This window comes from Mycobacterium innocens (assembly GCF_900566055.1).
Taxonomy (GTDB): Bacteria; Actinomycetota; Actinomycetes; order Mycobacteriales; family Mycobacteriaceae; genus Mycobacterium; species Mycobacterium innocens.
This window is the reverse complement of sequence record NZ_UPHQ01000064.1, coordinates 34717-58924: the sequence shown is the minus strand read 5'-3', so window position 1 is coordinate 58924 and position 24208 is coordinate 34717. Positions and strand designations below refer to the sequence as shown.

Genomic DNA, 24208 nt, shown 5'->3' with positions numbered 1-24208 from the left:
GACACGCAGATGAAAGCCCTTGAAACCGAACATATCCTGACCCGCCACGACTTCCACGGCGAATGGAACTACACCCTCAGTCCCAGACCGCGACACGCCGACAGCGACCTAGATTAATTTATCGCAAACCCTAAGTGACGCGGTCGGGCCGGGTATAGACGTTCATCGAGTCCTCCCGCAGGAATGCCACCAGCGTGATCCCGGACTCCTCGGCCAGCGAAACCGCCAGCGACGACGGCGCGGAAACCGCGGCCAACACCGGAATCCCGGCCATCAGCGCCTTCTGGGTCAGTTCGAACGACGCGCGTCCACTGACCAGCAACGCCGACGCCGCTAGCGGCACCCGGTCCTGTTGCAGTGCCCAACCGATGACCTTGTCGACGGCGTTGTGCCGGCCGATGTCCTCGCGCACGGCAAACATGGTGCCGTCCATGCCGAATAACCCGGCGGCGTGCAGCCCGCCGGTGCTGGCGAACACTTTTTGGGCAGCGCGAAGTCGGCCGGGCATCGCCCTCAGGGTCGCGACGGTGACGCTGGCGGGATCGTCACCCGGTGAGAACTGGCTGATCAGCCGTACCGCTTCCAGAGACGCCTTGCCGCAGACCCCGCACGACGACGTGGTGTAGAAGTTGCGGATGACATTGAGGTCGGGCTGGCCTACCCCGGGTGCCAACGTCACGTCGAGAACGTTGTAGGTGTTGACCCGATCCGCACCGCGGCCATCGCAGTAACGAACCGTCAGCACGTCGGCGCGACCGGCGATCACCCCTTCGGTAAGCAAAAACCCTTGCGCCAGTTCGAAATCCGAGCCGGGCGTGCGCATGGTCACGGTGACCGGCACACCGTTGACGCGGATCTCCAGCGGCTCCTCGACCACCAGGGTTTCCGGTTGGGTGCTCACTTGATCGGCGGCGAAGCGCTTAACCCGCCGGCGTGCCGTTACGCGCCTCACCGGGCCGGTTCAGGTTCCGCTGACGCCGCGGCCGAGCGCGCAAACACGGCCTCAACGTACCCGATCAAGGGTCGGCCGTCGTCCCGGCCAACCGGCGTCAGACGGCCGAAGCCAGCGCCGCCAAGGTCTCCGCCGAGGAGTGCGTCGGGCGCCAACCGAGGTCGCGTTTGGCCTTGGTGGTGTCCATCACCACCGAGGTCCGTGCGACATGCAGCCATTCGAGCAGGGAAGGAACCAACGGCAATCGCGAAATTGCCGCCGACGCCGCCGAGGCCGCGGCGGCGGGCACCCGTACCGGGCGCCCGCCCAGCGCCTTGGCCACGTCCGTCACCGTCACCGTGCCGTCGGCGGCGATGTTGTATGCCCCCGGCGGTACCGGAGCGGTGGCGGCCAGCGCGATCGCGGCCGCGACGTCGTCGTGGTGCACCAGCTGCAACGGAAAACCGGGATCGGGCACGATCGGCTTCAACATCGGCAGCGCCTTGCTCAAGGCCCGCACCGGGGCCGGCAGCTGGTTGCACGGCATCGCCTCGGCCAACGCGTGAGCCTCGGGTCCGGCGACGATGCATGGCCGCAGGACGAACACTTGCAGCGACGAGCCTTTGGTGATTTCCGCCAGTTCGGCCTCGCAGGTCGCCTTCTGCTGGGAGTAGTAGTGCTCGGGCGACCCGCGGGCGGGCGTGTCCTCGGTCAGTGGCACCGGGTTGTCGGAGTGGTAGCCGTATGCGGCGACCGAGGACGTATAGACCAACCGCCGCGGCCGCCGCGCGGCAACCGTGGCTTCGAACACGTTTCGGGTGCCCTCCAGGTTGACCCGGGCACTCTGCGCGCGTGAGCCCATGATGATGAACGCCAGGTGGACTACCACGTCGGCCTGTGCGACCAACGCGTCTACCATGTCGCGATCCAAGATGTCGCCCTGCTGATAAACGGTTTTCCTCCACCCGTGCACCGTCGGGTCGAACGGCCGGCGCGCCATCCCGACAATCTTCTCCACCGCCGGTTCGCGCTCGAGCGCCGTCACCGCCGAGATGCCGATCTCTCCGGTCGGCCCGGTAACGGCGACAGTAACTCCCATTGACCTTGGATTCCCCCGCGGCGCCGGCGCCCAAACGCTTCGACCGGGTCCGACTGATGTCCGACTAATGTGTGCCACACGCTGCGGGTGGCTATCCCGCTTGTACAGGCCTACGCGGGAGACGGACATGAAGCTGATAACACCGACCGATTCGATGTTCCTGCTCGGCGAATCGCGCGAACATCCGATGCACGTCGGCGCCCTGCAGCTCTTCCAGCCGCCCGAGCATGCTGACGAAAACTTCGTGACCGATGCCTATGAAGCCATGCTCCATTGCACCGATGTCCAGCCGATGTTCCGCAAGCATCCGGCGTTCCTCAGCGCTGTCACCAACCTCGCGTGGACTTTCGACAAGAACATCGAACTCGACTACCACTTCCGCCGGTCCGCACTGCCTCGGCCGGGCCGGGTACGCGAGCTGCTGGAGCTGGCCTCGCGGCTGCACGGCAGCCTGCTCGACCGGCACCGGCCGCTGTGGGAAGCACACCTGGTGGAAGGCCTCAACGACGGCCGCTACGCGGTCTACGTCAAGTTCCACCATTCGCTGCAGGACGGCGTGTCTGCGCAGAAGTTGATGCAGCGGGCATTGACCACAGACCCCGACGACGACGAGATCCGGGTGCCGTGGACGCTGAAGCCGCGAGAACGCACCCACACCGGCCGGAAGTCTTCACCGCTTCAGCTGCTCACCCAGACGGTCGGATCGGCGGCGGCCCTGGCGCCGTCGACACTGTCACTGGCACGTGCCGGCTTGCTGGAGCAGCAACTCACGCTGCCGTTCCGGGCTCCCAAGACCATGTTCAACGTCCGGATCGGCGGAGCGCGGCGGGTCGCCGCACAGTCATGGTCGCTGGATCGAATCAAGGCGGTGAAGAACGCCGCCAACGTGACCGTCAACGACGTCGTGCTGGCCATGTCGGCCGGCGCCCTGCGCGCTTACCTGATCGACCAGCACGCACTGCCCGACACGCCGCTGACCGCCATGGTCCCGGTGAGCCTGCGAAAGGAAGGCGACGCCGAGCGCGGCGGAAACATGGTGGGCACGGTCTTGTGCAACCTCAGCACCCATGTCGAGGACCCGGCGGTCCGCTTATACGCCATCAACCAGTCGATGCGCGACAACAAGGAAGTGTTCAGCCAGCTGCCCCGCGTCCAGCAGCTGGCGCTGTCGGTTTTTCTCACCGGCGGTCTGGTCTTCGGGCTGATTCCCGGCTTCGTTGCCACCGCCCCGCCACCGTTCAACATCGTCATTTCGAATGTGCCGGGCGCCGCCGACCCACTGTATTGGCGGGGCGCACAGCTGGTCGGAAATTATCCCCTGTCCATCGCGCTCGACGGTCAGGCAATGAACATCACAGTCACCAACAACGCCGGTAATCTGGACTTCGGGCTCGTCGGGTGCAGACGCAGCGTGCCACATCTGCAGCGCATGCTGGGCCACCTGGAGACATCGCTGAAAGAGTTAGAACGTGCTGTCGGAGCTTGAGCACACAACCGTGGCCGGTAGTCTACGGCCAGCACGTCGGCACGGCGGTCCGGGCAGCTGAAGTGAGGGAGGGACGTGGCGGGCACACCGAAGCGCAGCTCCCAGGGCTCGACATCGGGCGCGACGATGGCCGATCCGGCCACCGTCTTCTCCGCCCTGGCCGAGATCATCTATCAAGGGGCAAATCCGTCGGAGATCTACGCCGCCATCTGCGTCGCGGCGACCTTGATCGTCCCCGGCTGCGACCACGCCAGCATGCTGGTGAAGACCAACGACCGCTACGTCACGGTCGGCGCCAGCGACCGGCTGGCACAGCGCATCGACGAAATCGAACGGCGCGCCGGCGACGGCCCGTGCATCGACGCGATCGAGGAAGAAACCCCGCAGATCGAAACAGACCTGACCACGCCCAGCCAGTGGCCCAAGTTCGCGGCCGCCCTGGTCGCCGATACGCCGGTGCGCGGCGCCATGGGCTTCCGGCTGCAAATCGACAAACGCAAGGCCGCCGCGCTCAACCTGTTCGCCGATGCCCCCAACCGCTTCGACACCGAATCCGCCGGGCGGGCGGCGGTGCTGGCGTCGTTCGCCAGCGTGGCCGTCAACGCCATCGCCCACGGGGAAGACGCCGCCAGCCTGCGCCGAGGGCTGCTCAGCAATCGCGAAATCGGCAAGGCGGTCGGCATGCTGATGTTGCTGCACGACATGACCGAGGACCACGCGTTCGACGTGCTGCGGCGCCATTCCCAGAGCCTGAATATCAAATTGGCGGACGTGGCGCGCAAGGTCATCGAGAACCGGGGCCAGCTGCCGCCCCACGATCAGTAATCCGCAGTCTTTCTGCCGAGCAACCGCGCGGCCACACCGCTGTTATCCAGCGTTATTCAGGCAACCGCAGCTCGGGCTTCTCGACTTCCTCGATGTTGACGTCCTTGAAGGTGACCACCCGCACCTGCTTGACGAACCGAGCGGGCCGGTACATATCCCATACCCATGCGTCGGCCAGCCGCAGCTCGAAATACACCTCGCCGTCGGCGTTACGCGGCACCATCTCCACGCTGTTCGCCAGGTAAAAGCGTCGTTCCGTTTCTACGACGTAGCTGAACTGGCCGACGATGTCCTTGTATTCGCGGTACAGCGAGAGCTCCATCTCGGTTTCGTACTTTTCGAGATCCTCTGCACTCATCTGCCACTCATCTGCTCAGACGTCCTTCTCCCAGCCAATATGCCTGACTTCCCGGCCCAGGGTCCCGCCGAGCCCTAAGTGCTACACGGCGCGAAACGTCGCCGGGCGGGAACTCGCGCACCATCTTTCCTCACCGGACTTCGCCGCGCTCTTCCGGAGGGTCCGGATCGCACTCGGCCACCACCCGGACGTCCGATCCGTCCGCAACCCGGCGGACGTTGATAAAGGAGTAACGATGCTCCGGGCAAGGACCCAGCCGGGCCAGCGCGAGGGTGTGCGCGGGCGTGCTATAGCCCTTATGCTCGGCGAAACCGTACCCCGGATACTGCGCATCCATCGTGACCATCAATCGGTCTCTGCTGACCTTCGCCAGCACGCTGGCCGCGGCAATGCACGCGGCCGCCGCGTCGCCCCCGATCACCGGCAGCGACGGCATAGGCAACCCGGGCACCCGGAAGCCGTCGCTCAGCACGTAGCCGGGCCGCACCGCCAGCCCGGCCACCGCGCGCCGCATGCCTTCGATGTTGGCCACGTGCACACCGCGCCGGTCGACCTCGACCGACGGGATGAACACCACGTGGTAGGTCAGGGCATAGCGGCAGATCAACGGAAACAGCTTCTCCCGCGCCTTCTCGGTAAGCTTCTTCGAATCATCCAGGGCGGCAAGGCTTTCCAAGCGATTCGGGCCCAGCACGCACGCCGCCACCACCAACGGGCCGGCGCAGGCGCCGCGCCCCACCTCGTCCACCCCCGCGACCGGACCCAGCCCGCTGCGGTGCAGTGCAGATTCCAGGGTGCGCAAACCCCCAGCTTTGCGGATCACTGTCCGTGGTGGCCAGGTCTTATTCATATTCCAGCCACGGCTACTGCCCTTGTTGCGCGTTCACCGACCGCACCACACCCCATCGCGACGGCGGCCACACGATGAAGCGGGCCTTACCGATCACGTTGGATATCGGCACGGTGCCCGCCATGGGATCCCCGGTGCACATCATCGGACAGTGAGCGCGTGAGTCCGCCGAATGGGTCCGGTTGTCGCCCATCACCCACAGTCGCCCGGGCGGAACGGTCACCGGGCCGAACTCGCTGCCCAGGCAGGGATAGACCGACGGGTCGGCCATCATGGTGGACGGATCCAGGTACGGCTCCTTGAGGGGTTTGCCGTTGACCGTCAAGCCGGTGTCAGAGCGGCACTGAACCGTTTGTCCACCGACCGCGATGACACGTTTCACCAGGTCGTTTTCGTCAGGAGGCACGAAACCGATGAACGACAGCGCGTTCTGCGCCCAGCGCACCAGCGTATTGCTCGAGCGAATCGACTTGTAACCCACGTTCCACGAGGGCGGTCCCCTGAAGACGATGACGTCGCCGGGTTTGGGCGAGCTGAAGCGGTAGGTGAGCTTATCCACCAGAATGCGGTCACCGACGCAGGTCGAACACCCGTGCAGGGTGGGCTCCATCGATTCCGAAGGAATCAAATAAGGACGCGCCACGAACGTCAACATGACGTAGTAGAGCACCACCGCGATCACCGTCAGAGTGGCAAGTTCCCGCAGTGTCGACTTCTTGGCCGGCTTGGATGCGCCGTTGTCGGCTTCTGCGGACTCGGCCGCGCCGGCTGGCCGGGGTGTCTCGCCGGTGGTGTCAGATTCGGGACCAGACGCCTTCGATTCCGGCTGACCAGCGCCGGGCTCGCGCTCAGACGGGGAGTCCGTGGTTTCGGTCACGGGATCAGCGTAGCCAGCACACGCCATGTCCTTTGCGACTGGCGTGTCGGGGCCGCCCCGGTCACCACGCCAGCGCCGGTCAGCGCTTCTCCTTGATCTTGGCCTTCTTGCCGCGAAGCTCCCGCAGGTAGTACAGCTTGGCGCGGCGAACGTCGCCGCGCGTCACCACCTCGATGTGGTCGATGTTCGGCGAATGCACCGGGAAAGTCCGTTCGACGCCGACACCGTAGCTTTCCTTACGCACCGTGAATGTCTCGCGGATACCTCCGCCCTGCCGGCGGATCACCACGCCCTTGAACACCTGGATACGCTCCTTGGCGCCCTCGATGACCTTGACGTGCACGTTGATGGTGTCACCCGGGCTGAAGGCCGGGATGTCGTCGCGCAGCGACGCCTTGTCGACGAAGTCCAGCCTGTTCATGGAAAGACACTTCCTCCGGTTCGCGGCCTGGTGAACCGCCGACACGCAGGCGTGAGGCGGTTAGCAAGCCGATGGATACGGGCTTATGGCTGTATGCCGCAACAGGCGAGGACACCCGGCCTGCGCGGACAACTGGTCAATTGTGCCAGACGCCGTGCGTGCCATGAAAATCACAGGAAATCAGCGCGGTTCACGCCCGCCCGCAAGCACCGGCGAATGGTACATATGAACGGGGTCAAACCGCATGAGTCGGACCCGCACTTTTGCGTGATGCCCGGGCACATGGCAATGCGGCCGCCCACCTGCACGTCTTCGCGATGCCGGAAGATGCAAGAGGAGAAGGATGCGAGCACGGCCGCTTACGATGCTCACCGCCGCGGCGGCGGTGGCATTGGTCGTGGTTGCGGCTTGCGAGGCAAAGGTACAGGCGAAGGCATACAGCACGCCCGATCACAGCGCGTCCCGTTACCCCGCCCAGCCGCAACAGCAGCTCGTCGAGTTGTTGTTGCGGGCGATCGCCCCGCCCGGCGCACCGGATGCGCTGCTGTCCGGCGCCGGGTTGAGCGGAGTGCAGGAACGCATCCAGCAGGCGACCGACGATGCCGCTGCTAAGGGCGCCACCTTGTCGGTCGCCCTTCTCGATCGCGCGACCCGGCAACTGGTCTCCAATGGCAACACCTCGATCATCGCGACCGCCTCGGTCTCCAAGCTGTTCATCGCCGACCAGCTGCTCCTGCAGGAATCGCAGGGCAAACTCACCCTCACCGCGGACGATCACCAGGCCCTGGACCTCATGCTGCGGTCATCCGACGACGGCGCCGCCGAGAGGTTCTGGATTCAGCTCGGCGGCGACGCCACCATCACCCAAGTGGCCGCCCGATATGGACTGACGTCGACCACGCCGCCCAGCGACGGGCGCTGGTGGAACACGATCAGTACCTCACCCGACCTGATCCGCTACTACGAAATGCTGCTCGACGGCACGGGTGGACTGCCGCTGGACCGCGCCGGGTTCATCGTGAACGACCTGGCCCGGTCCACCCCGACCGGAGTCGACGGCTACCCCCAGCGGTTCGGCATTCCCGATGGGTTGTACGCGGAGCCGGTCGCGGTCAAACAAGGCTGGATGTGCTGTATCGGGGCAAACTGGATGCACCTGTCGACCGGTGTCGTGGGCTCTGACCGCCGCTACATCATGGTGATCGAGTCGTTACAAGCTTCCGACGAGGCCACCGCGCGCGAAACCATCACCCAAGCCGTCAAGACGATCTTCCCCAACGGCCGTATCTGATCCGCTCCACGCTCCGGCGCTCGCTGGGGCGGCGCACGCTGGGGTGCGAGCAGACACACAATCGCACAGGTCCGGCTTCCCGTGTGCGAGTCTGCGGCTGCTCGGCAGCCTCAGCTCGGTGGGGTCTCAATCTGGTGGGGCCAATTCCGGTCGCCGCTCGCGAGTGCGCTGTAGCGCGACCTGCCGACGCCAGGCGGCAATGCGGGCGTGGTCACCGGAGAGCAGGACCTCAGGCACGTCCAGACCCCGCCAACTCGGTGGCCTGGTGTAGCTGGGGCCCTCCAGCAGCCCGTCCAGACCTGGCGAGTGCGAATCAAGCTGGACGGAATCGGGATTGCCCAGGACTCCGGCCAGCAGCCGCAGCACGGTTTCGATCATGACCACGGCCGCCGACTCGCCACCGGGTAGTACGTAGTCGCCGATCGAGACCTCTGCCACGCGCATCCGCCGGGCGGCATCCTCGACGACTCGCTGGTCGATGCCCTCGTAACGGCCGCAGGCGAACACCAGGTGCTGCTCAGTGCTCCAACGTTGCGCGGTAGCCTGGTCGAACAGCGCACCAGCGGGCGTGGGAACTACCAAAAGCGTTTCAGCAGAACATATTTCGTCGAGCGCCGCACCCCATACCGGCGCCTTCATCACCATTCCCGGGCCGCCGCCGTACGGCGTATCGTCCACCGAGCGGTGCACGTCGTGGGTCCACCGCCGTAGGTCGTGCACCTGCAAGTCGACCAGCCCTGACGCAATTGCCTTGCCCGGCAACGACTGCCGCAGCGGGTCCAGGTAGCCAGGGAAGATCGTGACTATGTCGATTTTCATGTCGATACGCCTCCGCTAGCTCAGATCCAGCAAACCGTCTGGCGGATCAATCTGCAGAACACCGTCCTCTAGCGACACGGAAGTGACGATGGCGCGGACGAACGGCACCAACACCTCGCCCTTTTGGCTGCCAGCCGTACGCCGCACCGCCAACAGCTCGCCGGCAGCGGTGTGCAGCACCTCGGTGACGACGCCGACGTCCTGGCCCGTCGCCGTGCGGACTCGCAGACCCTCCAGCTGGTGGTCGTAGTAGGTGTCGGCCTCCTCGATCGGCGGCAGGTCGGCAGAGTCGATGACGAACACACTGCCGCGCAACGCGTCGGCCGCATCACGATCGGTGACGCCGACCAAACGCACGAGGAGCCGCGCGCCATGGTCGCGCACGCTGTCGATCACATAGCTGCGCTTCTGGCCCGGGTCGCGGGAACTCTTGGCGCGCAACAGCGTTCCGGGGGCGAACCGGGTGTCCGGATCGTCGGTGCGGATTTCGACGACGAGTTCGCCGCTGATACCGTGCGCCTTCACCACACGCCCGACTACCAGCTCCATGGGTGCTCCATGAGCATGGGCTCAGCTACTGGTCGGTGTCCACCACGTCGACGCGAATGCCCCGGCCGCCGATACCGGCAACCAGCGTGCGCAACGCGGTCGCGGTACGCCCCCCGCGGCCGATCACCTTGCCCAGGTCGTCGGGATGCACGTGAACCTCCACCGTTCGTCCACGACGGCTGGTCACCATATCCACCCGCACATCGTCGGGGTTGTCCACGATCCCGCGGACCAGGTGTTCGACAGCGTCGACTACCACCGTGCTCATGGCGCCGGTCAACTTTCGGTCGGCTCGGATTGTTCGGCACCCTCGGCGGGCGCTTCTGTCTTCTCGGCCGCGGAACCGGCTTCAGGGGTGGCGCCGGCTTCTTGGGCACCCTTGGCGGCCTTCTTGGCCGGCGACTTCTTCTTCGGTTTGGCGGCCTCGGTGGTGGGACCGCCCTCTGCGGCGGCCAGCGCGGCGTTGAACAATTCGAGCTTGCTGGGCTTGGGCGGGGCAACCTTCAACCGGCCCTCCGCACCCGGAAGTCCCCTGAACTTCTGCCAGTCGCCGGTGATCTTGAGCAGCTTGAGGACGGGTTCGGTGGGCTGAGCACCCACCGACAGCCAGTACTGGGCGCGCTCGGAGTTGATCTCGATCAGGCTCGGCTCTTCTTTGGGGTGGTACCTGCCGATGACCTCGATCGAGCGGCCGTCGCGGCGGGTGCGCGCATCGGCGACGGCGATGCGGTACTGCGGATTGCGGATCTTGCCAAGCCGGGTGAGCTTGATCTTCACAGCCATGATTAAGCGACTTCTCCTGTGTGTCACGCTGCAATTCAGCGACCAGGGCGGGATGCCGGGGTCCGGTTTTGCCTCGCGTGTCTCACCGCCGTGCGAGCACTTCGACAGAGGTGGGTCGCGCGCCGGACAGCCGCCTATTGTGCCAGAAGGCGCTGACCCCGGGGAAATCCGTGGCGACTCGCAAGCGTGTCTAGCCGGGCGCAGCGGGTTGCCACCATCGGTCCCGTGGCGATCGCAAGCCCGGCTCGGTGTGTCTAGCCAGTCGCAGCGGGTTGCGACGGTCACAGCACTTTCTGGAACACCTTCGATTCGACGCGACGTGTCATTCGCCAGCCCTCGGGGGTGCGCACGAATTCGTCGTCGTACCACAGTCCGCAGAACAGCACCTGCTGCTGGTCGCCCGGCAGCACCATCGGGTTGAAGCAGATCACCCGCGACGACGCGGTATCGCCGTGGATGCGCACCGAGAAGTTGCCGAGCATGTGCGCGTACACGGGAAAGTTCGGCAGCACCTCAGCCAGCCACTTCTTCACTGCGGGATAGTGGCCGTCGATACCGCCCAGCGCGCGGTAGTCGATGTACGCGTCAGGGCTGAACACTTTGTCGAGATCGTCGAATCGGCGCAAGTCGATCGCTGTGGAATAGTCCACCAACAGTTGCTGGATCTCCAACCGGTCAGAAATTTCGGCCAGGGTCAACACGGTTTGATTCAACACCGCCGACCTGACGGAGTTTTCAGTCGGTAGCGATCCCACCGCGGCATGGAGTCCCGGAAGTTGAGATCGGTATCGCTGCGGCCGATGTCCATTTGCGAAAGAACCGACCGCAGCAACGAAGGAGTCAGGATGAACCGCACGTCGCGGATTCCGTCTTTTCCCAGGACACGAAGTGTTGCCGAGGAGAATAATCCAGCCACTATGAAATCAGCGATCGCGGGACTGGCAACGACCCTGTTGCTGCTGAGCGGTGTGGCGCTGGCAGCACCTTCAGCCCAGGCCGCTCCCCGGGGGCTGCCCGAGCCTCCAGTCATGCCAGCAATGGCGCCCGGGTGACCCCAATCCAGCGGGCAGACCCGTGCCCCGGGACGGGAATGTCTGCCACGACTACTACTGGGACTCCTACGGTATCCATGACATTGGCACCGGAGCCTTCTACTCCTGGCGTGACATGCCGTGGCCGTAGGCATTCCCGCTGACGCGCCGGGCGCCCGCCGAATTGGGCGTCACGTAACACTGGACGATAAACTCTGCGCCCATGCGGAAGCTCATGGCTGCGGCCGCAGCGTTGCTCGCGGTCGCCAGCGTCAACGCGGCCGCCACCTCCCCGGTCTCGAGGGCAGATAGCGATGTCCAGCCTGCCGGCTCGGTACCGATCCCTGACGGTCCGGCCCAGACCTGGATCGTGGCCGATCTCGACAGCGGCCAGGTACTGGCCGAACGCGAGCAGAATGTCGCCCATCCGCCCGCGAGCACGATCAAGGTGCTGCTGGCATTGGTTGCGCTGGACGAACTCGACCTGAATTCGACCGTCGTCGCCGACATTGCCGACACCCAGGTCGAATGCAATTGTGTCGGCATCAAGCCGGGCCGCACCTATACCGCGCGGGAGCTGCTCGACGCGCTGCTGCTGGTTTCTGGTAATGACGCCGCCAACACACTGGCGCACATGCTGGGCGGCCAGGACGTCGCCGTGGCCAAGATGAACGCCAAAGCCGCTGCCCTGGGTGCAGGAAGCACCCATGCGGCTACCCCGTCCGGCTTGGACGGACCCGGCGGTTCCGGCGCCTCGACGGCGCACGACCTCGCGGTCATCTTCCGGGCCGCAATGGCCAACCCGGTGTTTGCTCATATCACTGCCGAACCCTCGGCGATGTTCCCCGGCGATAACGGTGACCAACCGATCGTCAACCAGGATGAGCTGCTACAGCGCTATCCGGGTGCGATCGGCGGCAAGACCGGGTTCACCAACGCCGCGCGCAAGACATTCGTCGGCGCCGCTGCCCGAAACGGCCGCCGGCTGGTGATCGCCATGATGTACGGGATGGTCAAAGAGGGCGGCCCCACCTATTGGGATCAGGCCGCCAGCCTGTTCGACTGGGGATTTGCCCTCAGCCCGCAAGCCAGCATCGATTCCCTCTAGTACCGCCGGCACCGCGAGAAGACGCAGAATCGCCCATATTTCAGCGAAAATGGGCGATTCTGCGTCTTCTCGCGGTCACAAGCCGCCGGTCAGCAAGGCGGTGAGCACCGGGATCCGCCGCTCCTCGATCTCCGGCTGTGGCAGTATCCCCTGCACCACGGCGGCTCCGTCGAACACGTTCGTCAGCACTGCCACGATGACCGGAAACGTCTCCTCCGGGAAGCTCTCGGCACCCGGCAGCGACCGGGCCACATCGTAGATCTTCGCTGAATACTGGCCGAGTTCCTGCTGCAATGTGTCTCTGAGCTTGTCGTCGGTGCGCGCGGCGATCAGCAGTTCGTACAGCACGGCGTTAGTCGGACCGCTGGTGATGTCCCTCAGTAGTGCCAGCGCCGATTCCAGCGCCGGCCGGTCGGCCGGTATCTCGGCAACGCGCTTGGTGAACGTCTCGAGCTGACGGCGCAACACCTCCGAAGCCGTCGCCGCCATGAAGTCGCCCATCGTGTCGAAGTGGCGGAACAGTGCGCCTACCGACACCCCGGCGCGCTTGGTGATCATGGCCGCGGATGCCCGGGCATAGCCCACTTCGATGATGGTGGCGATACTGGCGTCGAGAAGCCGTCCGACGGTTTCCTCGCGGCGTTGCTGCTGGGTGCGCGCCATCTCAGGCGCCGACCCTCATGGCTTGGCGCTCACCCGCTCGCAAGTACCGTCCCGACTGCACGGTCTGCCCGTAACCGTCCCGGAACTGACCCCCGCGGAACACGACGGCGCCGTTGACCCCGGTAGCGACGACGGTCGCGTCGTTGCGGTTGACCATGCGCCGCAAGCCGCCGTAGAAGGAGGCCTCCGCCTCGTGGTATCCGTCCACCGATTCGTCGAGATGGGCCGGGTCGATCACCACGAAGTCCGCGCGGTCGCCCTGGCGCAGCGTGCCGGCGTTGATGCCGAACCACTCGGCCACTTCACCGGTCAGGCGATGCACCGCACGCTGGACGGACAGGAATCGTTTGCCGGCCCGGTCGGCGTCCCGCGTCCGCTTGAGCAACCGAAGCGGGAAGTTGTAGAAGGCCATGTTGCGCAGGTGCGCGCCGGCGTCGGAGAAGCCCATGTGGACGCTCGGGTCGGCGGCGAGCTTGTTGAGCTCGTTAGGCCGGTGGTTGGCGACGGTGGTAGTCCAGCGCACATTGCGTTCGCCGTTGTCCACCAGCACGTCGAGAAACGCGTCGAGCGGATGCAGTCCACGTTGGTCGGCGATTTGCCCGAAGCTCTTGCCGATCAACGATTTGTCGGGGCACTCGACGATCACCGCGTCGTGGAAGTCGCGGTGCCACAACGTGGGTCCGAGCTTGATGCGGTCGAACTCGCGCCGGAACCGCCGGCGATAGGACTCGTCGGCCAGCAATTCGTTGCGTTCCAATTGCTCACGCAGATGCAGCGCCGCCGTGCCGGCGCCGAATTCTTCGAAGACCGGCAGATCGATTCCGTCGGAGTACAGCTCGAACGGGACCGGCAGGTGCTGGAAGCGCACGCTGGCGCCCAGCAGCTTGTTGAGGACGCGGGTGCCGAGCCCGAAGGTGTGCACGGCCAGCGGCATCGACTTGGCGTCCGCCGACACCAGCATGCTCATCCGAACTCCCTTGCGGCGATTGAGGATTCGGCTGCTGGCCAAGAAGAACAGCAGTCCGGTCGCCGGCCTGTCGAGGTCGGGCGCGCTCTGCAGGATCCGGCCGCGCTTGCGCAACACCGAGATGAGCTTGCGCCGCTCACGCCAGGTCGCGAAGGTGGACGGCAGCGCGCGGGACCGGAAACGGTCGCCGTCGAGCTTGTCGATCGCCGCGTCCATCCCGGACATGCCGAGCATTCCGGCGTCGAGCGCCTCGTCGAGCAACCTCGCCATCGTCTCCAGCTCGGCATCGGTGGGCCGGACGGTGGCATCGGTGGCGCGGTCAAGCCCGAGCACCGCCGCACGTAAATCCGAATGGCCAAGCAGCGAGCCAACATTCGGGCCCAGCGGCAGGGTGTCGATGGCCTTGATGTATTCGGCTGCCGTGGACCACGTCCGGTTGGTGTCCAGGGCACGGTGGACGAACTCGCGCGGCACCGCTTCGACGCGGCTGAAAAGGTCGGCGGCGTCCTCGGAGTTGGCATACACCGTCGACAGCGAACAGTTGCCCAGCAGCACCGTGGTGACGCCGTGGCGCACCGATTCGCGCAGTCCGGGATCGAGCAGCACCTCGGCGTCGTAGTGGGTGTGCACGTCGATGAATCCGGGCACCACCCACTTCCCCGCCGCGTCGATCACCTCCGGACAACCGGTTTCGTCCAGCGCCTTGTGGGACACCGTGGCCACTACTCCGTCACGGATGCCCAGGCTGCGGGTCTGCGGCGCGGCGCCGGTGCCGTCGAACCACAGTCCGTTGCGAATGATTACGTCGTAGCTCACAGTTCCTCCGGGTCGTCGAGTTGCCACGAAGGTAACATAGATAGTGATCACTCGCAATCTTTTCCGGCACGCGCGATTCTCCTGCCGAAGCGGCGGCCGTAGTCTCAGCGACCCGGGCCGGACGGCGGCGTGGTTGGCGTTGTGGTTGCCGGTGGGTTTTCGGGAATGGTCACGGGATCCGGCACGTTGACCGCGGACGGCAGATCACCGCTGCGGCTGGCCACCGCCGGGATGCGAATGACCGCTCCCTGTTGACCGCAATCGTTGCTGTGCACGGTGACCACCATCTCGCCCACAAGATCCCCGACCGGTTGGGGCCGCAACGACAGCACCTGGGTGGTGGCCTGGGTGCTGGCCGCGCCGTTGGGTCCGATGCACGCGAACTGCACCGCCTCGGACCGGGACTTCCACTGACCTTGGCCGAACTCCAAGACCAGCGGGCGAACACCCGACTTTGCCTGCGTGTGGTCGTTGTCGTCGAGCATGGTGGCCGCGGCCAGACACCCCGTCGGTGTGCACGAAGACCGGATTGCCCACCAGGTGTTGACGTCCGGAGGCTGCGGGCTCGGGGTGTAGTCGTAAGTCTGCTTCGAGCGTTGGACCTCGATTTGGTAGGTGCCGTCGAGGGGGGCCGGCGGGGCGGCCGGGTCGCTGGTCGCAGGCATGCTGGATGCGGCGGATGAACTGATCCGCGGCCCGGCCGCCTGAGGATGGTCGCCGGTCGTCTTGCGACCGATCGCGATGCCGACGGCGAGCAGGCCAACGAGCAGTACTACGACGGCCGAGCCGAGCAGGATCCGGCGCGATCTGCGCTTGCCCGGTTCTTGCGTTGATTGGGAGAACGCTTCGAGGCGCCGGGCCACCGCCGCGGCCGCCGACTGCAGCGGGGTGGCGCGCCGTTGCTGTGTCACCGGTTCGGGGGCCGGCGGTGGGGTCGGTGGTGCAGCTGGGTACTGCGGCCAGTCATAGACCGGGTAGTCGACGACATAGGCGGGTTCGGCAACGGTGGCGGCCGACCAGACCGTCGTTGCATCTAAAGCCTCGGGGCGCTGGTCGACCGGCATGACCCCGGCCTTCTCGTTGAGCGCATCGGCGAACTCCCGGCAGCTCCCGAAACGACCGGCGGGATCGGCGCTGAGCGCCCTGGACAAGGCCGTATCGAATCGCGCCAAGTCCGGGCGCAGGTCGCTGAGCTTGCCCGGCACGTCGACCCGCGACGTGCCGGTCAACAGCTGAAAAGCGGTGGCTGCCAAGGCGTACTGGTCGGCGCGCCCGTCGGCCTCGGTCCCCGTCGCCTGTTCCGGCGCGCGCTGCGCTATCCCGAAGTCGCTCAACAAGATCCGCGGCTCGCCCGGCCCCGGGTTGGTCACCAGGATGTTGGCGGGTTTGATGTCGCCATGCAGCACTCCCCGCTGATGGGCGTAGTCGAGAGCGGCGGCCGTGGCGCTGACTATGGCGAGCACCTCGCCGACCGGCAAGACCGCCGGAAACCGCTCGCGCATCAGCTGCGCGGCGCTGATGCCGTCGATGTAGTCCATCGCGATCCACAGCCGGCCCTCGAATTCGTCGCGGTCGTGGACCTCGACGATGTTGGGGTGATAGAGGTTCGCGGCGACAGCGGTCTCCCGGTGGAATCGCCGGCCGAACTCGGGGTCCGACGACAGGGCCGGCGAGAGAACTTTCAATGCCGCCCACTGCGCCGAGCGTGGGTCGTCGACGAGATAGACCTCGCCCGTCGGGCCCGACCCCAGAAGTCGCACGATTGTGTAGGCGGCAAAGGTCGCGCCGCCGGCCAACGCCATTCCGCGATGGTAACCGCAGCCGCGACAGCACGCCCGGCAAGCGTCCAGCTAACAGTCGGTTAACACTTGGCCCGAAACGTCTTGCCGCGCAGGATTATCACATCGGGCCGGTTCAGCACACCGGGGCCCTGCCGAGGGTCCTCGACGTAGCACAACAAATCAGCCGATGCGCCGTGGTCCAGGCCGGGCCGGCCCAACCAGCGGCGGGCATCCCAGCACGCCGCGCCCACTGCTTCGGTCGGACTCATCCCGATGTTCTTGAGGGCCTCGACCTCGTCGGCGATACGTCCATGTCGGACCGTGCTGCCGGCATCACTACCGGCATACACCGCAACTCCGGCCTCCCGGGCCGCGGCCACCCGTGGATAGGTGCGGGCATACAGGTCGCGCATGTGGGCGGCGTAGCTCGGATAGCGAGTCGCCGAACCCGCGATACCCGGGAAGTTTTCGACGTTGATCAGCGTGGGCACCAACGCGGTGTGGTGTTCGAGCATCAGCGCGATGGTGTCGTCGGTCAGCCCAGTGCCATGCTCGATACAGTCGATTCCGGCGTTGATCAGACCCGGCAGTGCGTCCTCACCGAAGACGTGGGCGGTGACCCGGGCCCCGTGTGCGTGTGCGGCAGCGATGGCGGCCTTGAGGACGTCGTCGGACCACAGCGGGGCGAGATCGCCGACTTGGCGGTCGATCCAGTCGCCGACCAGCTTGACCCAACCGTCGCCGCGGCGGGCCTGCTCGGCCACCGCGGCCGGTAGCTGCGATTCGTCCTCGAGTTCGACAGCAAAACCGGGGATGTAGCGCTTGGGCCTGGCCAGATGCCTGCCGGCGCGGATGATGCGAGGCAGGTCGTGGCGGTCGTCGAGACTGCGGGTATCGGTCGGTGAACCGCAATCACGCAGCAGCAGTGCGCCCACGTCACGTTCGGTCTGCGCCTGGGTTGCCGCCTCGTCGAGGGCGATGGCGCCGTGTTGCCCCAGCCCGACGTGGCAGTGCGCGTCCACTAGGCCCGGCAGGATCCAGCCGCCCCCGGAAGCACCGAAGACGGTGTCGGCGCCGGCAACGGGCTCGGTGCTGATGCGACCGTCGACGATCCACAGGTCGATCGGGTTCTCGTCGGGCAGCGCCAGGCCTCGCACGTGCAGGGGCACGGCGCGGCTACTTCTTGCCGGGGTTGCCCGGGAACTTGAGCTTGGAAAGGTCGAAGTCGGCCAGTCCGGGCGGCAGCTCGTCGAGGCCTTCAGGCATGTGCGACAGGTCCGGGAATCCCGCCGGCATACCCGGCATAGCCGGCATAGCCGGCATGCCGAAGGGGCTCTTGACCTTCGGCGGTGTCGGACCGCGGGCGCCCTTCTTGCCCTTCTTGCCGGCCTTTCCGCGGGCGGCCTTGGATTTGCGCGTCGCGGACTTGCGGCCAAGACCGGGGATACCCATGCCGCCGAGCATCGAGGACATCATCTTGCGGGCTTCGAAGAAGCGGTCGACGAGCTGGTTGACCTCGGAGACCGTCACGCCCGAGCCGTTGGCAATGCGCAGCCGCCGCGACGCGTTGATGATCTTGGGGTCGGCCCGCTCTTCGGGGGTCATCCCGCGAATGATGGCCTGCACCCGGTCGAGTTGCTTGTCGTCGATCTCGGCCAGCGCTTCCTTCATCTGACCCGCGCCGGGCAGCATGCCCAGCAGGTTGCCGATGGGGCCCATCTTGCGGACGGCGAGCATCTGCTCGAGGAAGTCTTCCAGAGTCAGCTCGCCGGCCCCGATCTTGACCGCGGCTTCCTCGGCTCGCTGCGCGTCGAAGACCTGCTCGGCCTGTTCGATCAGGCTCAGCACATCACCCATTCCCAGGATGCGACTGGCCATCCGGTCCGGATGGAAGACGTCGAAGTCCCCCAACTTCTCCCCGGTAGAGGCGAAAAGGATTGGCACACCGGTTACTTCGCGGACCGACAGCGCCGCCCCACCGCGGGCGTCGCCGTCCAGCTTGGTCAAGACCACGCCGGTGAAGCCGACACCCTCGCCGAATGCCTGAGCGGTGGCCACCGCATCCTGGCCGATCATCGCGTCCAGGACGAACAGCACCTCGTCAGGATTGACGGCGTCTCGAATCGCCGCGGCCTGGCCCATCAGCTCCTCGTCGATACCCAGCCGTCCGGCGGTGTCGACGATGACGACGTCGAAGTGTTTGGCCCGGGCTTCGGCCAGTCCCGCCGCGGCGACGGCGACCGGGTCGCCGGGTCCGGACTCAGGTGATGCGCCGGGATGCGGAGCGAACACCGTCACCCCGGCGCGTTGGCCGACGACCTGCAGCTGATTGACCGCGGCCGGGCGCTGCAGGTCGCAGGCCACGAGCAGCGGTGTGTGTCCTTGGCTCTTGAGGCGCGCGGCGAGCTTGCCGGCCAGCGTCGTCTTGCCGGAGCCCTGCAGGCCGGCGAGCATGATGACGGTCGGCGGCGTCTTGGCGAACACCAGTTCGCGGGTCTGGCCACCGAGGATGCCGATGAGTTCGTCGTTGACGATCTTGACGACCTGTTGGGCCGGATTGAGTGCCCCGGATACTTCGGCGCCGCGGGCGCGTTCTTTGATCCGGTGGACGAACGCCCTGACCACGGGCAGCGAAACGTCGGCTTCCAGCAGCGCCAACCGGATTTCACGCGTCGTGGCATCGATATCGGCGTCGGTCAGGCGACCCTTGCCGCGTAGCCCCTGGAGGGCACTGGTCAACCGGTCGGACAGCGATTCAAACACGTCTGCCAGCCTAGCCGGGCGACGATACGGGCCTCGCCGTCGAGCCCGTGGTGAGTGCCAGCCCCGCGAAGCGGGGCGCAACAGCTCACCACCATCCAGGCCCGTGCCGCGACATCTACACCACCGCGACGACACGCCGGAGCAGATCGCGCTGACGTAAATCGCGGTGAGTGCGTCCGGCCCGACGTGGCCGAGCCGAGCGGGGCAGCTCACGATAGGCGCGCCCTAGCCGGTGACAGCCGGGGCCGCTTTATGGCCTTTACGGCCCCGGCGGTCTACCAGTGGGTTTTCGCGCCGAATATGAGCTGCGTACAGACCCCAAGCTCTCACCCGCGCAGCGGTCGACCCGAAGAACGCGGCGGGCTGATCCGGAAGTGACCCATGTCGCGACTGCACCGAAAAGCGTTGCCATGCTAGATTTCACACTCGCCGCCCAGCCGCACTGATCCGACCCGCAACACTTTCGTCGCGCCCGCCGGTGTGCCGACAACGGCTCCCCGCGTGTTGTGCCGCAACAGGCCGGCACGTCGGGTCGGCGTGCGGAGCCAGGTGACGGCGTGAACGTGAACCGCCACGCGCGGGTGAGCATCTGGGGGCAGTGTTCGATGCAGCAGGTCAGTCACGCCGACGCCGAAGGCAGTCGGCCGTTGCGGGGCTGGCAGCGCCGGGCAATCGTCAAGTACCTGGCCGCCGAGCCGCGGGATTTTCTGGCCGTAGCCACCCCCGGATCGGGCAAGACGACGTTCGCCCTGCGGATCACGGCCGAATTGCTGAGCCATCGCGCGGTCGAACACGTCACCGTCGTGGTGCCCACCGAGCACCTGAAAATCCAGTGGGCACAGGCCGCCGCACGGCACGGGCTGGCCCTGGACCCCAGGTTCACCAACTCCAACCCCCAGACTTCACCGGAGTACCACGGCGTCGTCGTCACCTACGCCCAGGTCGCCGCGCATCCGACGCTGCACCGGGTGCGCACCGAACAACGCAAGACGCTGGTCGTTTTCGACGAGATCCACCACGGCGGCGATGCCAAGACCTGGGGCGACGCCATCCGGGAGGCGTTCGGCGACGCCACCCGCCGTCTCGGCCTGACGGGCACACCGTTTCGCAGTGACGACAGTCCGATCCCGTTCGTCAGCTACGCACCCGACGGGGACGGCGTGCTGCGTTCCCAAGCCGACCACACCTACGGCTATGCCGAAGCCCTTGCCGACGGCGTGGTCCGGCCGGTGGTGTTCCTCGCCTACTCCGGGCAGGCGCGCTGGCGCGACAGCGCCGGCGAGGAGCATGAGGCGCGCCTGGGTGAGCCGTTGTCGGCCGAGCAGACCGCACGGGCCTGGCGCACGGCGCTGGACCCTGCCGGCGAGTGGATGCCGGCGGTCATCACCGCCGCCGACCAGCGGCTGCGTCAACTGCGCGCCCAGGTGCCCGACGCCGGTGGCATGATCATCGCCTCGGACCGGACGGCGGCCCGAGCCTATGCCGGGTTGCTGACCAAGCTGACGTCCGAAGCGCCCACCGTCGTTTTGTCCGACGATCCCGGATCCTCTTCCCGCATCGCGGAATTCGCCTCCAGCACCAGCCGGTGGCTGGTCGCGGTGCGGATGGTTTCCGAAGGCGTCGACGTGCCTCGCCTGTCGGTGGGAATCTATGCCACCAGCGCCTCGACGCCGCTGTTCTTCGCGCAGGCGGTTGGCCGGTTCGTGCGGTCACGTCGACCCGGTGAAACCGCAAGCATCTTCTTGCCGTCGGTTCCCACCCTGCTGCAGCTGGCCAGCGAGCTGGAGGCGCAGCGCGATCACGTGCTGGGCAAGCCGCACCGGGAATCGGGCGACGATCCGCTCACCGGTGATCCCGCCACCAGGACACAGACCGAACCGGGCGAAACCGGCTTCACCGCGCTGGGAGCCGACGCCGAATTGGATCAAGTCATCTTCGACGGATCGTCGTTCGGCACCGCCACTCCGGCGGGAAGCGACGAGGAGGCCGACTACCTCGGCATCCCCGGGCTGCTCGACGCGGAGCAGATGCGCGCCCTGCTGCACCGCCGCCAAGACGAGCAACTGCAAAGGCGGGCCCGGCTTCAGCAAGGGGCCGCGCAAGCAGGCCCCGCCCAGCCGGCCACCACCCACGGCCAACTCCGCGAGCTGCGCCGCGAGCTCAACAGCCTGGTGGCGATCGCCCATCACCGCACCGGCAGGCCGCACGGCTGGATCCACAACGAACTTCGCCGGCGCTGCGGCGGCCCGCCGATCGCCGCCGCAACCCGCGAGCAGCTCAAGGCGCGCATCGAAGCGTTGCGCCAATTGAACCCTGAGCAGGCTTGACCGCGGGCCGGTTAATCGCCGACGGGCTCGTCGACCAATACGTCGGCGGGGGTACCCAGCACCGCCGACAGCTGCTGCTCGACCGCGGCGGGTATGTCGGACTCCCCGGGAACCGTCACGCAGAAAACGTCGGCCGCGGTCGACCCGAACGTGTTGACCTTGGCCCACAGGATATCTGCGCCCGCGCGCTCCAGGGCGTGCGCGAGCAGCGCGAGCAATCCCGGTCTATCCATGGCACGAACCTCCAGGATGAGCCGACGGGAGCTGGCAGATTCCAGCCACAGGATGCGCGGTGGGGCGGCCGAACGCGTGACCGGCACTCCGGCCACCACCTCACCGGCTCGCTCGGATGCGAAACTGCTGGCCTCGCTGTCCCGCTTTTCCACCATGGCCAGCACGTCGACGTCGCCGCCGAGGGCACCGACGAACTGCTGGCGCAGCAGTTCGGCCGCCGGCGGCGAACCGAACAGCGGGGACACCACGAATTCGGTGATCGCAACACCGTCGTGACTGTTCACCGCCGCGGAATGGACGCCCAGCGAATTCAGCGCCAGCACGGCAGCGGCTTTGGAGACCAACCCGGGCTTGTCCGGAGCGACCATCACCACCTGGTACATCCGCGCGCTGTCGCCGAGCCCGATCTCCACGTGCACGCCGTGATCGGCAGCCAACGAAAGATAGTGCGGAGCAAGGGGTTTCGCCTGAGGCAGGGCCTCGCCGGCCATCACCATCCGGCAGCGTGACACCAGTTTGTCGACCAGCGACGCCTTCCACTCGCTCCACACCCCCGGGCCGGTGGCCTTCGAGTCGGCTTCCGTCAGCGCGTGCAGCACCTCGAGCAATTGCGGGTCCCCGCCCAGGGCCTCGGATACGCCCTCGATGGTCTTCGGGTCGTTCAAGTCGCTGCGGGTGGCGACGACGGGTAGCAGCAGGTGATGACGGACCAGCTTCGAGAGCACATCGATGTCCGCCGGCGGTAGACCCAGCCGCTCGCCGATCTGCATGACCATTTCGGAGCCGAGGACACTGTGGTCGGCGCCCCTGCCCTTACCGATGTCGTGCAGCAGCGCACCGAGCGCCAACAAATCGGGGCGAGCCACCCGGGTGGACAGCGGCGCGGCATGGATCGCGGTCTCGATCACATGCCGGTCCACGGTCCATTTGTGAGCGACATCGCGGGGCGGGAGGTCGCGGATGCTGCCCCATTCCGGCAGCAATCGGCCCCACAAGCCGGTGCGGTCGAGCGCTTCGATCGTCCCCACCGCGGTCGGGCCAGCAAGCAGTACCACCAGCAGGTCGTCCAATACCTCACGCGGCCAGGGCGTCGGCAGCTCCGGGGTGCAGGTGGCCAGTCGGCTCAAGGTAGCGGCGCCGATGGGCAGTCCGGTGTCGGCTGCGGCGGCGGCCACGCGCAGCATCAGTCCGGGATCACGTTCGGGGTGAGCGTCACGGGCGAGCACGATTTCGCTGGCGTACTCGACGACACCTTCGTCCAGCGGTCGCCGCTTCGGCCGGTGCCGTAAGGCCGAGATGCCCCGCCGCGGCAACGCGTTGGCGGCGGTGCGCAGCCCGGTTTCGGAGTGGTAGGCGATGGTGCGGCCGGCGCCGGACAGCATCCGTGCCAAGTCGAATCGGTCGCCGAAATGCAGGGCTGCGCTGATGTCGTCGGCGTGCTGGGCCAGCAGCAGATCGTGTCCGCGGCCCGATACCCGGTGCAGTTCGGTGCGCACGTTGAGCAGCGTGAGGTAGGCGTCGTCCAGCGAACCCACCGGCAGGCCCGGGGCGGCCATGCCGTGGCGGTCGATGAGCTGCGCGATCGACAGCGCGTTGAGCAACTGCACGTCGCGAAGGCCACCGCGACCCGACTTGAGGTCGGGTTCGGCGCGGTGGGCGATGCGGCCGTAACGCAACCAACGGTCATGAGTTATTTCGACGAGTTCGTCCATGCGCGAACGTATTCCGCTGCGCCATTGCCGCCGCACGCCTTCGATCAACCCGTCCGAAAGTCGCTTGTCGCCGGCGATGTGACGGGCTTCCAGCATGCCCAGGGCGGCCACCAGGTCGGAATTGGCCACGCCCAGCGCGTCGGGAACGGTTCGCACGCTGTGGTCGAGCCGAATGTTGGCGTCCCACAACGGGTACCACAGCTTGTCGGCGACCTCCCCCAGCACCTCGGCAGGCTTGCCGTCGTGCACCAGCAGCAGGTCCAGGTCGGAATGCGGCAGCAGTTCGCGTCGGCCGAGCCCACCGACCCCGACGATCGCGAAGCCGCTGTCGTCGGTGATCCCGATTTCTGCGGCCTTGGCGGCCAGCCAGGACTCGTGCAGATCCAGCCAGGCCTGTCGCAGCTCCGCAGGATGCGGTGCCCGCTGGTCGTCGGACAGCAATTGGCGCCGTGCGGCAACCAAATCGCTTGCCGGGCAGGCGGTTCCGCACTGACCTGGCTGCTCGGGAGTCATCCCG

The 24208-nt window shown here is 66.6% G+C and carries 20 protein-coding genes and 2 pseudogenes; 5 read left to right on the top strand and 17 right to left on the bottom strand.

What is annotated here, in order from left to right:
• Nucleotides 1–130 precede the first annotated feature (130 nt).
• Together fdhD and EET03_RS08175 are read right to left on the bottom strand one after the other, a co-directional pair.
• Entirely contained in the window at nt 131–952 is an 822-nt protein-coding gene (gene fdhD / locus EET03_RS08180; RefSeq protein WP_075543586.1) for a formate dehydrogenase accessory sulfurtransferase FdhD, read from the bottom strand.
• 97 nt (nt 953–1049) lie between these two features.
• Nucleotides 1050–2030 (bottom strand): NAD-dependent epimerase/dehydratase family protein, encoded by a 981-nt coding sequence (locus EET03_RS08175; RefSeq protein WP_075543587.1) that lies wholly within the window; start codon nt 2028–2030, stop codon nt 1050–1052.
• Between the two features lie 127 nt (nt 2031–2157).
• Here EET03_RS08175 and EET03_RS08170 point away from each other — a divergent pair, with 127 nt between their 5' ends.
• The gene (locus EET03_RS08170; protein ID WP_075543588.1) at nt 2158–3516 is read left to right on the top strand and encodes a WS/DGAT/MGAT family O-acyltransferase; all 1359 of its coding nucleotides are present in this window, start codon (nt 2158–2160) and stop codon (nt 3514–3516) included.
• A 126-nt stretch (nt 3517–3642) separates the two neighbouring features.
• Entirely contained in the window at nt 3643–4341 is a 699-nt protein-coding gene (locus tag EET03_RS08165; protein WP_036391326.1) for a GAF and ANTAR domain-containing protein, read from the top strand.
• Nucleotides 4342–4393: 52 nt separating this feature from the next.
• On the opposite strand, the gene EET03_RS08160 is transcribed toward EET03_RS08165, so the two are convergent.
• From EET03_RS08160 to rplS, 4 genes and pseudogenes are all read right to left on the bottom strand, one after another.
• On the bottom strand, nt 4394–4699 hold the full coding sequence (locus tag EET03_RS08160) for a DUF2469 domain-containing protein (RefSeq protein WP_012393608.1): 306 nt from the start codon (nt 4697–4699) through the stop codon (nt 4394–4396).
• Nucleotides 4700–4780: 81 nt separating this feature from the next.
• A pseudogene (locus EET03_RS08155) lies at nt 4781–5549 on the bottom strand (ribonuclease HII).
• 13 nt (nt 5550–5562) lie between these two features.
• Nucleotides 5563–6426, bottom strand: a complete 864-nt coding sequence (gene lepB / locus EET03_RS08150; RefSeq protein WP_075543590.1) for a signal peptidase I — start codon at nt 6424–6426, stop codon at nt 5563–5565.
• A gap of 79 nt (nt 6427–6505) precedes the next feature.
• Nucleotides 6506–6847 carry a 50S ribosomal protein L19 gene (gene rplS, locus EET03_RS08145; RefSeq protein WP_023372313.1) on the bottom strand — a complete coding sequence of 114 codons (342 nt, stop codon included), beginning with the start codon at nt 6845–6847 and terminating at the stop codon, nt 6506–6508.
• 343 nt (nt 6848–7190) lie between these two features.
• Here rplS and EET03_RS08140 point away from each other — a divergent pair, with 343 nt between their 5' ends.
• Entirely contained in the window at nt 7191–8138 is a 948-nt protein-coding gene (locus EET03_RS08140; protein WP_075543591.1) for a serine hydrolase, read from the top strand.
• A gap of 126 nt (nt 8139–8264) precedes the next feature.
• On the opposite strand, the gene trmD is transcribed toward EET03_RS08140, so the two are convergent.
• From trmD to EET03_RS08115, 5 genes are all read right to left on the bottom strand, one after another.
• Nucleotides 8265–8957: a tRNA (guanosine(37)-N1)-methyltransferase TrmD gene (trmD, locus tag EET03_RS08135; protein ID WP_063472646.1), complete on the bottom strand. Its 693-nt coding sequence runs from the start codon at nt 8955–8957 to the stop codon at nt 8265–8267.
• 15 nt (nt 8958–8972) lie between these two features.
• On the bottom strand, nt 8973–9506 hold the full coding sequence (gene rimM, locus EET03_RS08130; RefSeq protein ID WP_075543592.1) for a ribosome maturation factor RimM: 534 nt from the start codon (nt 9504–9506) through the stop codon (nt 8973–8975).
• A 25-nt stretch (nt 9507–9531) separates the two neighbouring features.
• A complete protein-coding gene (locus EET03_RS08125) occupies nt 9532–9774 on the bottom strand; it encodes an RNA-binding protein (protein WP_003878715.1) in 243 nt (80 codons plus the stop codon).
• Between the two features lie 8 nt (nt 9775–9782).
• Nucleotides 9783–10289 carry a 30S ribosomal protein S16 gene (gene rpsP / locus EET03_RS08120; RefSeq protein WP_075543593.1) on the bottom strand — a complete coding sequence of 169 codons (507 nt, stop codon included), beginning with the start codon at nt 10287–10289 and terminating at the stop codon, nt 9783–9785.
• Between the two features lie 281 nt (nt 10290–10570).
• On the bottom strand, nt 10571–10990 hold the full coding sequence (locus EET03_RS08115) for a nuclear transport factor 2 family protein (protein WP_075543609.1): 420 nt from the start codon (nt 10988–10990) through the stop codon (nt 10571–10573).
• 553 nt (nt 10991–11543) lie between these two features.
• Here EET03_RS08115 and EET03_RS08110 point away from each other — a divergent pair.
• A complete protein-coding gene (locus EET03_RS08110; protein WP_075543594.1) occupies nt 11544–12428 on the top strand; it encodes a D-alanyl-D-alanine carboxypeptidase family protein in 885 nt (294 codons plus the stop codon).
• Between the two features lie 75 nt (nt 12429–12503).
• Here the strand turns inward: EET03_RS08110 and EET03_RS08105 are convergent, their stop codons facing one another.
• From EET03_RS08105 to ffh, 5 genes and pseudogenes are all read right to left on the bottom strand, one after another.
• A complete protein-coding gene (locus tag EET03_RS08105; protein ID WP_075543595.1) occupies nt 12504–13091 on the bottom strand; it encodes a TetR/AcrR family transcriptional regulator in 588 nt (195 codons plus the stop codon).
• Between the two features lies 1 nt (nt 13092).
• Nucleotides 13093–14912: pseudogene (locus EET03_RS08100) on the bottom strand (N-acyl-D-amino-acid deacylase family protein).
• 66 nt (nt 14913–14978) lie between these two features.
• The gene (locus EET03_RS08095) at nt 14979–16676 is read right to left on the bottom strand and encodes a serine/threonine-protein kinase (protein ID WP_099194065.1); all 1698 of its coding nucleotides are present in this window, start codon (nt 16674–16676) and stop codon (nt 14979–14981) included.
• 59 nt (nt 16677–16735) lie between these two features.
• Nucleotides 16736–17824, bottom strand: a complete 1089-nt coding sequence (locus EET03_RS08090; protein ID WP_075543598.1) for an amidohydrolase family protein — start codon at nt 17822–17824, stop codon at nt 16736–16738.
• Between the two features lie 7 nt (nt 17825–17831).
• Nucleotides 17832–19418: a signal recognition particle protein gene (ffh, locus tag EET03_RS08085; protein WP_075543599.1), complete on the bottom strand. Its 1587-nt coding sequence runs from the start codon at nt 19416–19418 to the stop codon at nt 17832–17834.
• 605 nt (nt 19419–20023) lie between these two features.
• On the opposite strand from ffh, the gene EET03_RS08080 reads away from it, so the two are divergent.
• Nucleotides 20024–21745: a DEAD/DEAH box helicase gene (locus EET03_RS08080; RefSeq protein WP_075543610.1), complete on the top strand. Its 1722-nt coding sequence runs from the start codon at nt 20024–20026 to the stop codon at nt 21743–21745.
• Between the two features lie 11 nt (nt 21746–21756).
• Here EET03_RS08080 and EET03_RS08075 read toward each other — a convergent pair whose 3' ends face one another.
• Nucleotides 21757–24204: a [protein-PII] uridylyltransferase gene (locus EET03_RS08075; protein ID WP_075543600.1), complete on the bottom strand. Its 2448-nt coding sequence runs from the start codon at nt 24202–24204 to the stop codon at nt 21757–21759.
• Nucleotides 24205–24208 lie beyond the last annotated feature (4 nt).

Bases quoted from the DNA above. Each gene is read 5' to 3' on its own strand.
- EET03_RS08175 (WP_075543587.1), bottom strand. From the start codon at position 2,030: ATGGGAGTTACTGTCGCCGTTACCGGGCCGACCGGAGAGATCGGCATC.
- EET03_RS08170 (WP_075543588.1), top strand. From the start codon at position 2,158: ATGAAGCTGATAACACCGACCGATTCGATGTTCCTGCTCGGCGAATCG.
- EET03_RS08165 (WP_036391326.1), top strand. From the start codon at position 3,643: ATGGCCGATCCGGCCACCGTCTTCTCCGCCCTGGCCGAGATCATCTAT.
- EET03_RS08160 (WP_012393608.1), bottom strand. From the start codon at position 4,699: ATGAGTGCAGAGGATCTCGAAAAGTACGAAACCGAGATGGAGCTCTCG.
- rplS (WP_023372313.1), bottom strand. From the start codon at position 6,847: ATGAACAGGCTGGACTTCGTCGACAAGGCGTCGCTGCGCGACGACATC.
- EET03_RS08140 (WP_075543591.1), top strand. From the start codon at position 7,191: ATGCGAGCACGGCCGCTTACGATGCTCACCGCCGCGGCGGCGGTGGCA.
- trmD (WP_063472646.1), bottom strand. From the start codon at position 8,957: ATGAAAATCGACATAGTCACGATCTTCCCTGGCTACCTGGACCCGCTG.
- rimM (WP_075543592.1), bottom strand. From the start codon at position 9,506: ATGGAGCTGGTAGTCGGGCGTGTGGTGAAGGCGCACGGTATCAGCGGC.
- EET03_RS08125 (WP_003878715.1), bottom strand. From the start codon at position 9,774: ATGAGCACGGTGGTAGTCGACGCTGTCGAACACCTGGTCCGCGGGATC.
- rpsP (WP_075543593.1), bottom strand. From the start codon at position 10,289: ATGGCTGTGAAGATCAAGCTCACCCGGCTTGGCAAGATCCGCAATCCG.
- EET03_RS08110 (WP_075543594.1), top strand. From the start codon at position 11,544: ATGCGGAAGCTCATGGCTGCGGCCGCAGCGTTGCTCGCGGTCGCCAGC.
- EET03_RS08105 (WP_075543595.1), bottom strand. From the start codon at position 13,091: ATGGCGCGCACCCAGCAGCAACGCCGCGAGGAAACCGTCGGACGGCTT.
- EET03_RS08095 (WP_099194065.1), bottom strand. From the start codon at position 16,676: ATGGCGTTGGCCGGCGGCGCGACCTTTGCCGCCTACACAATCGTGCGA.
- EET03_RS08080 (WP_075543610.1), top strand. From the start codon at position 20,024: ATGCAGCAGGTCAGTCACGCCGACGCCGAAGGCAGTCGGCCGTTGCGG.
- EET03_RS08075 (WP_075543600.1), bottom strand. From the start codon at position 24,204: ATGACTCCCGAGCAGCCAGGTCAGTGCGGAACCGCCTGCCCGGCAAGC.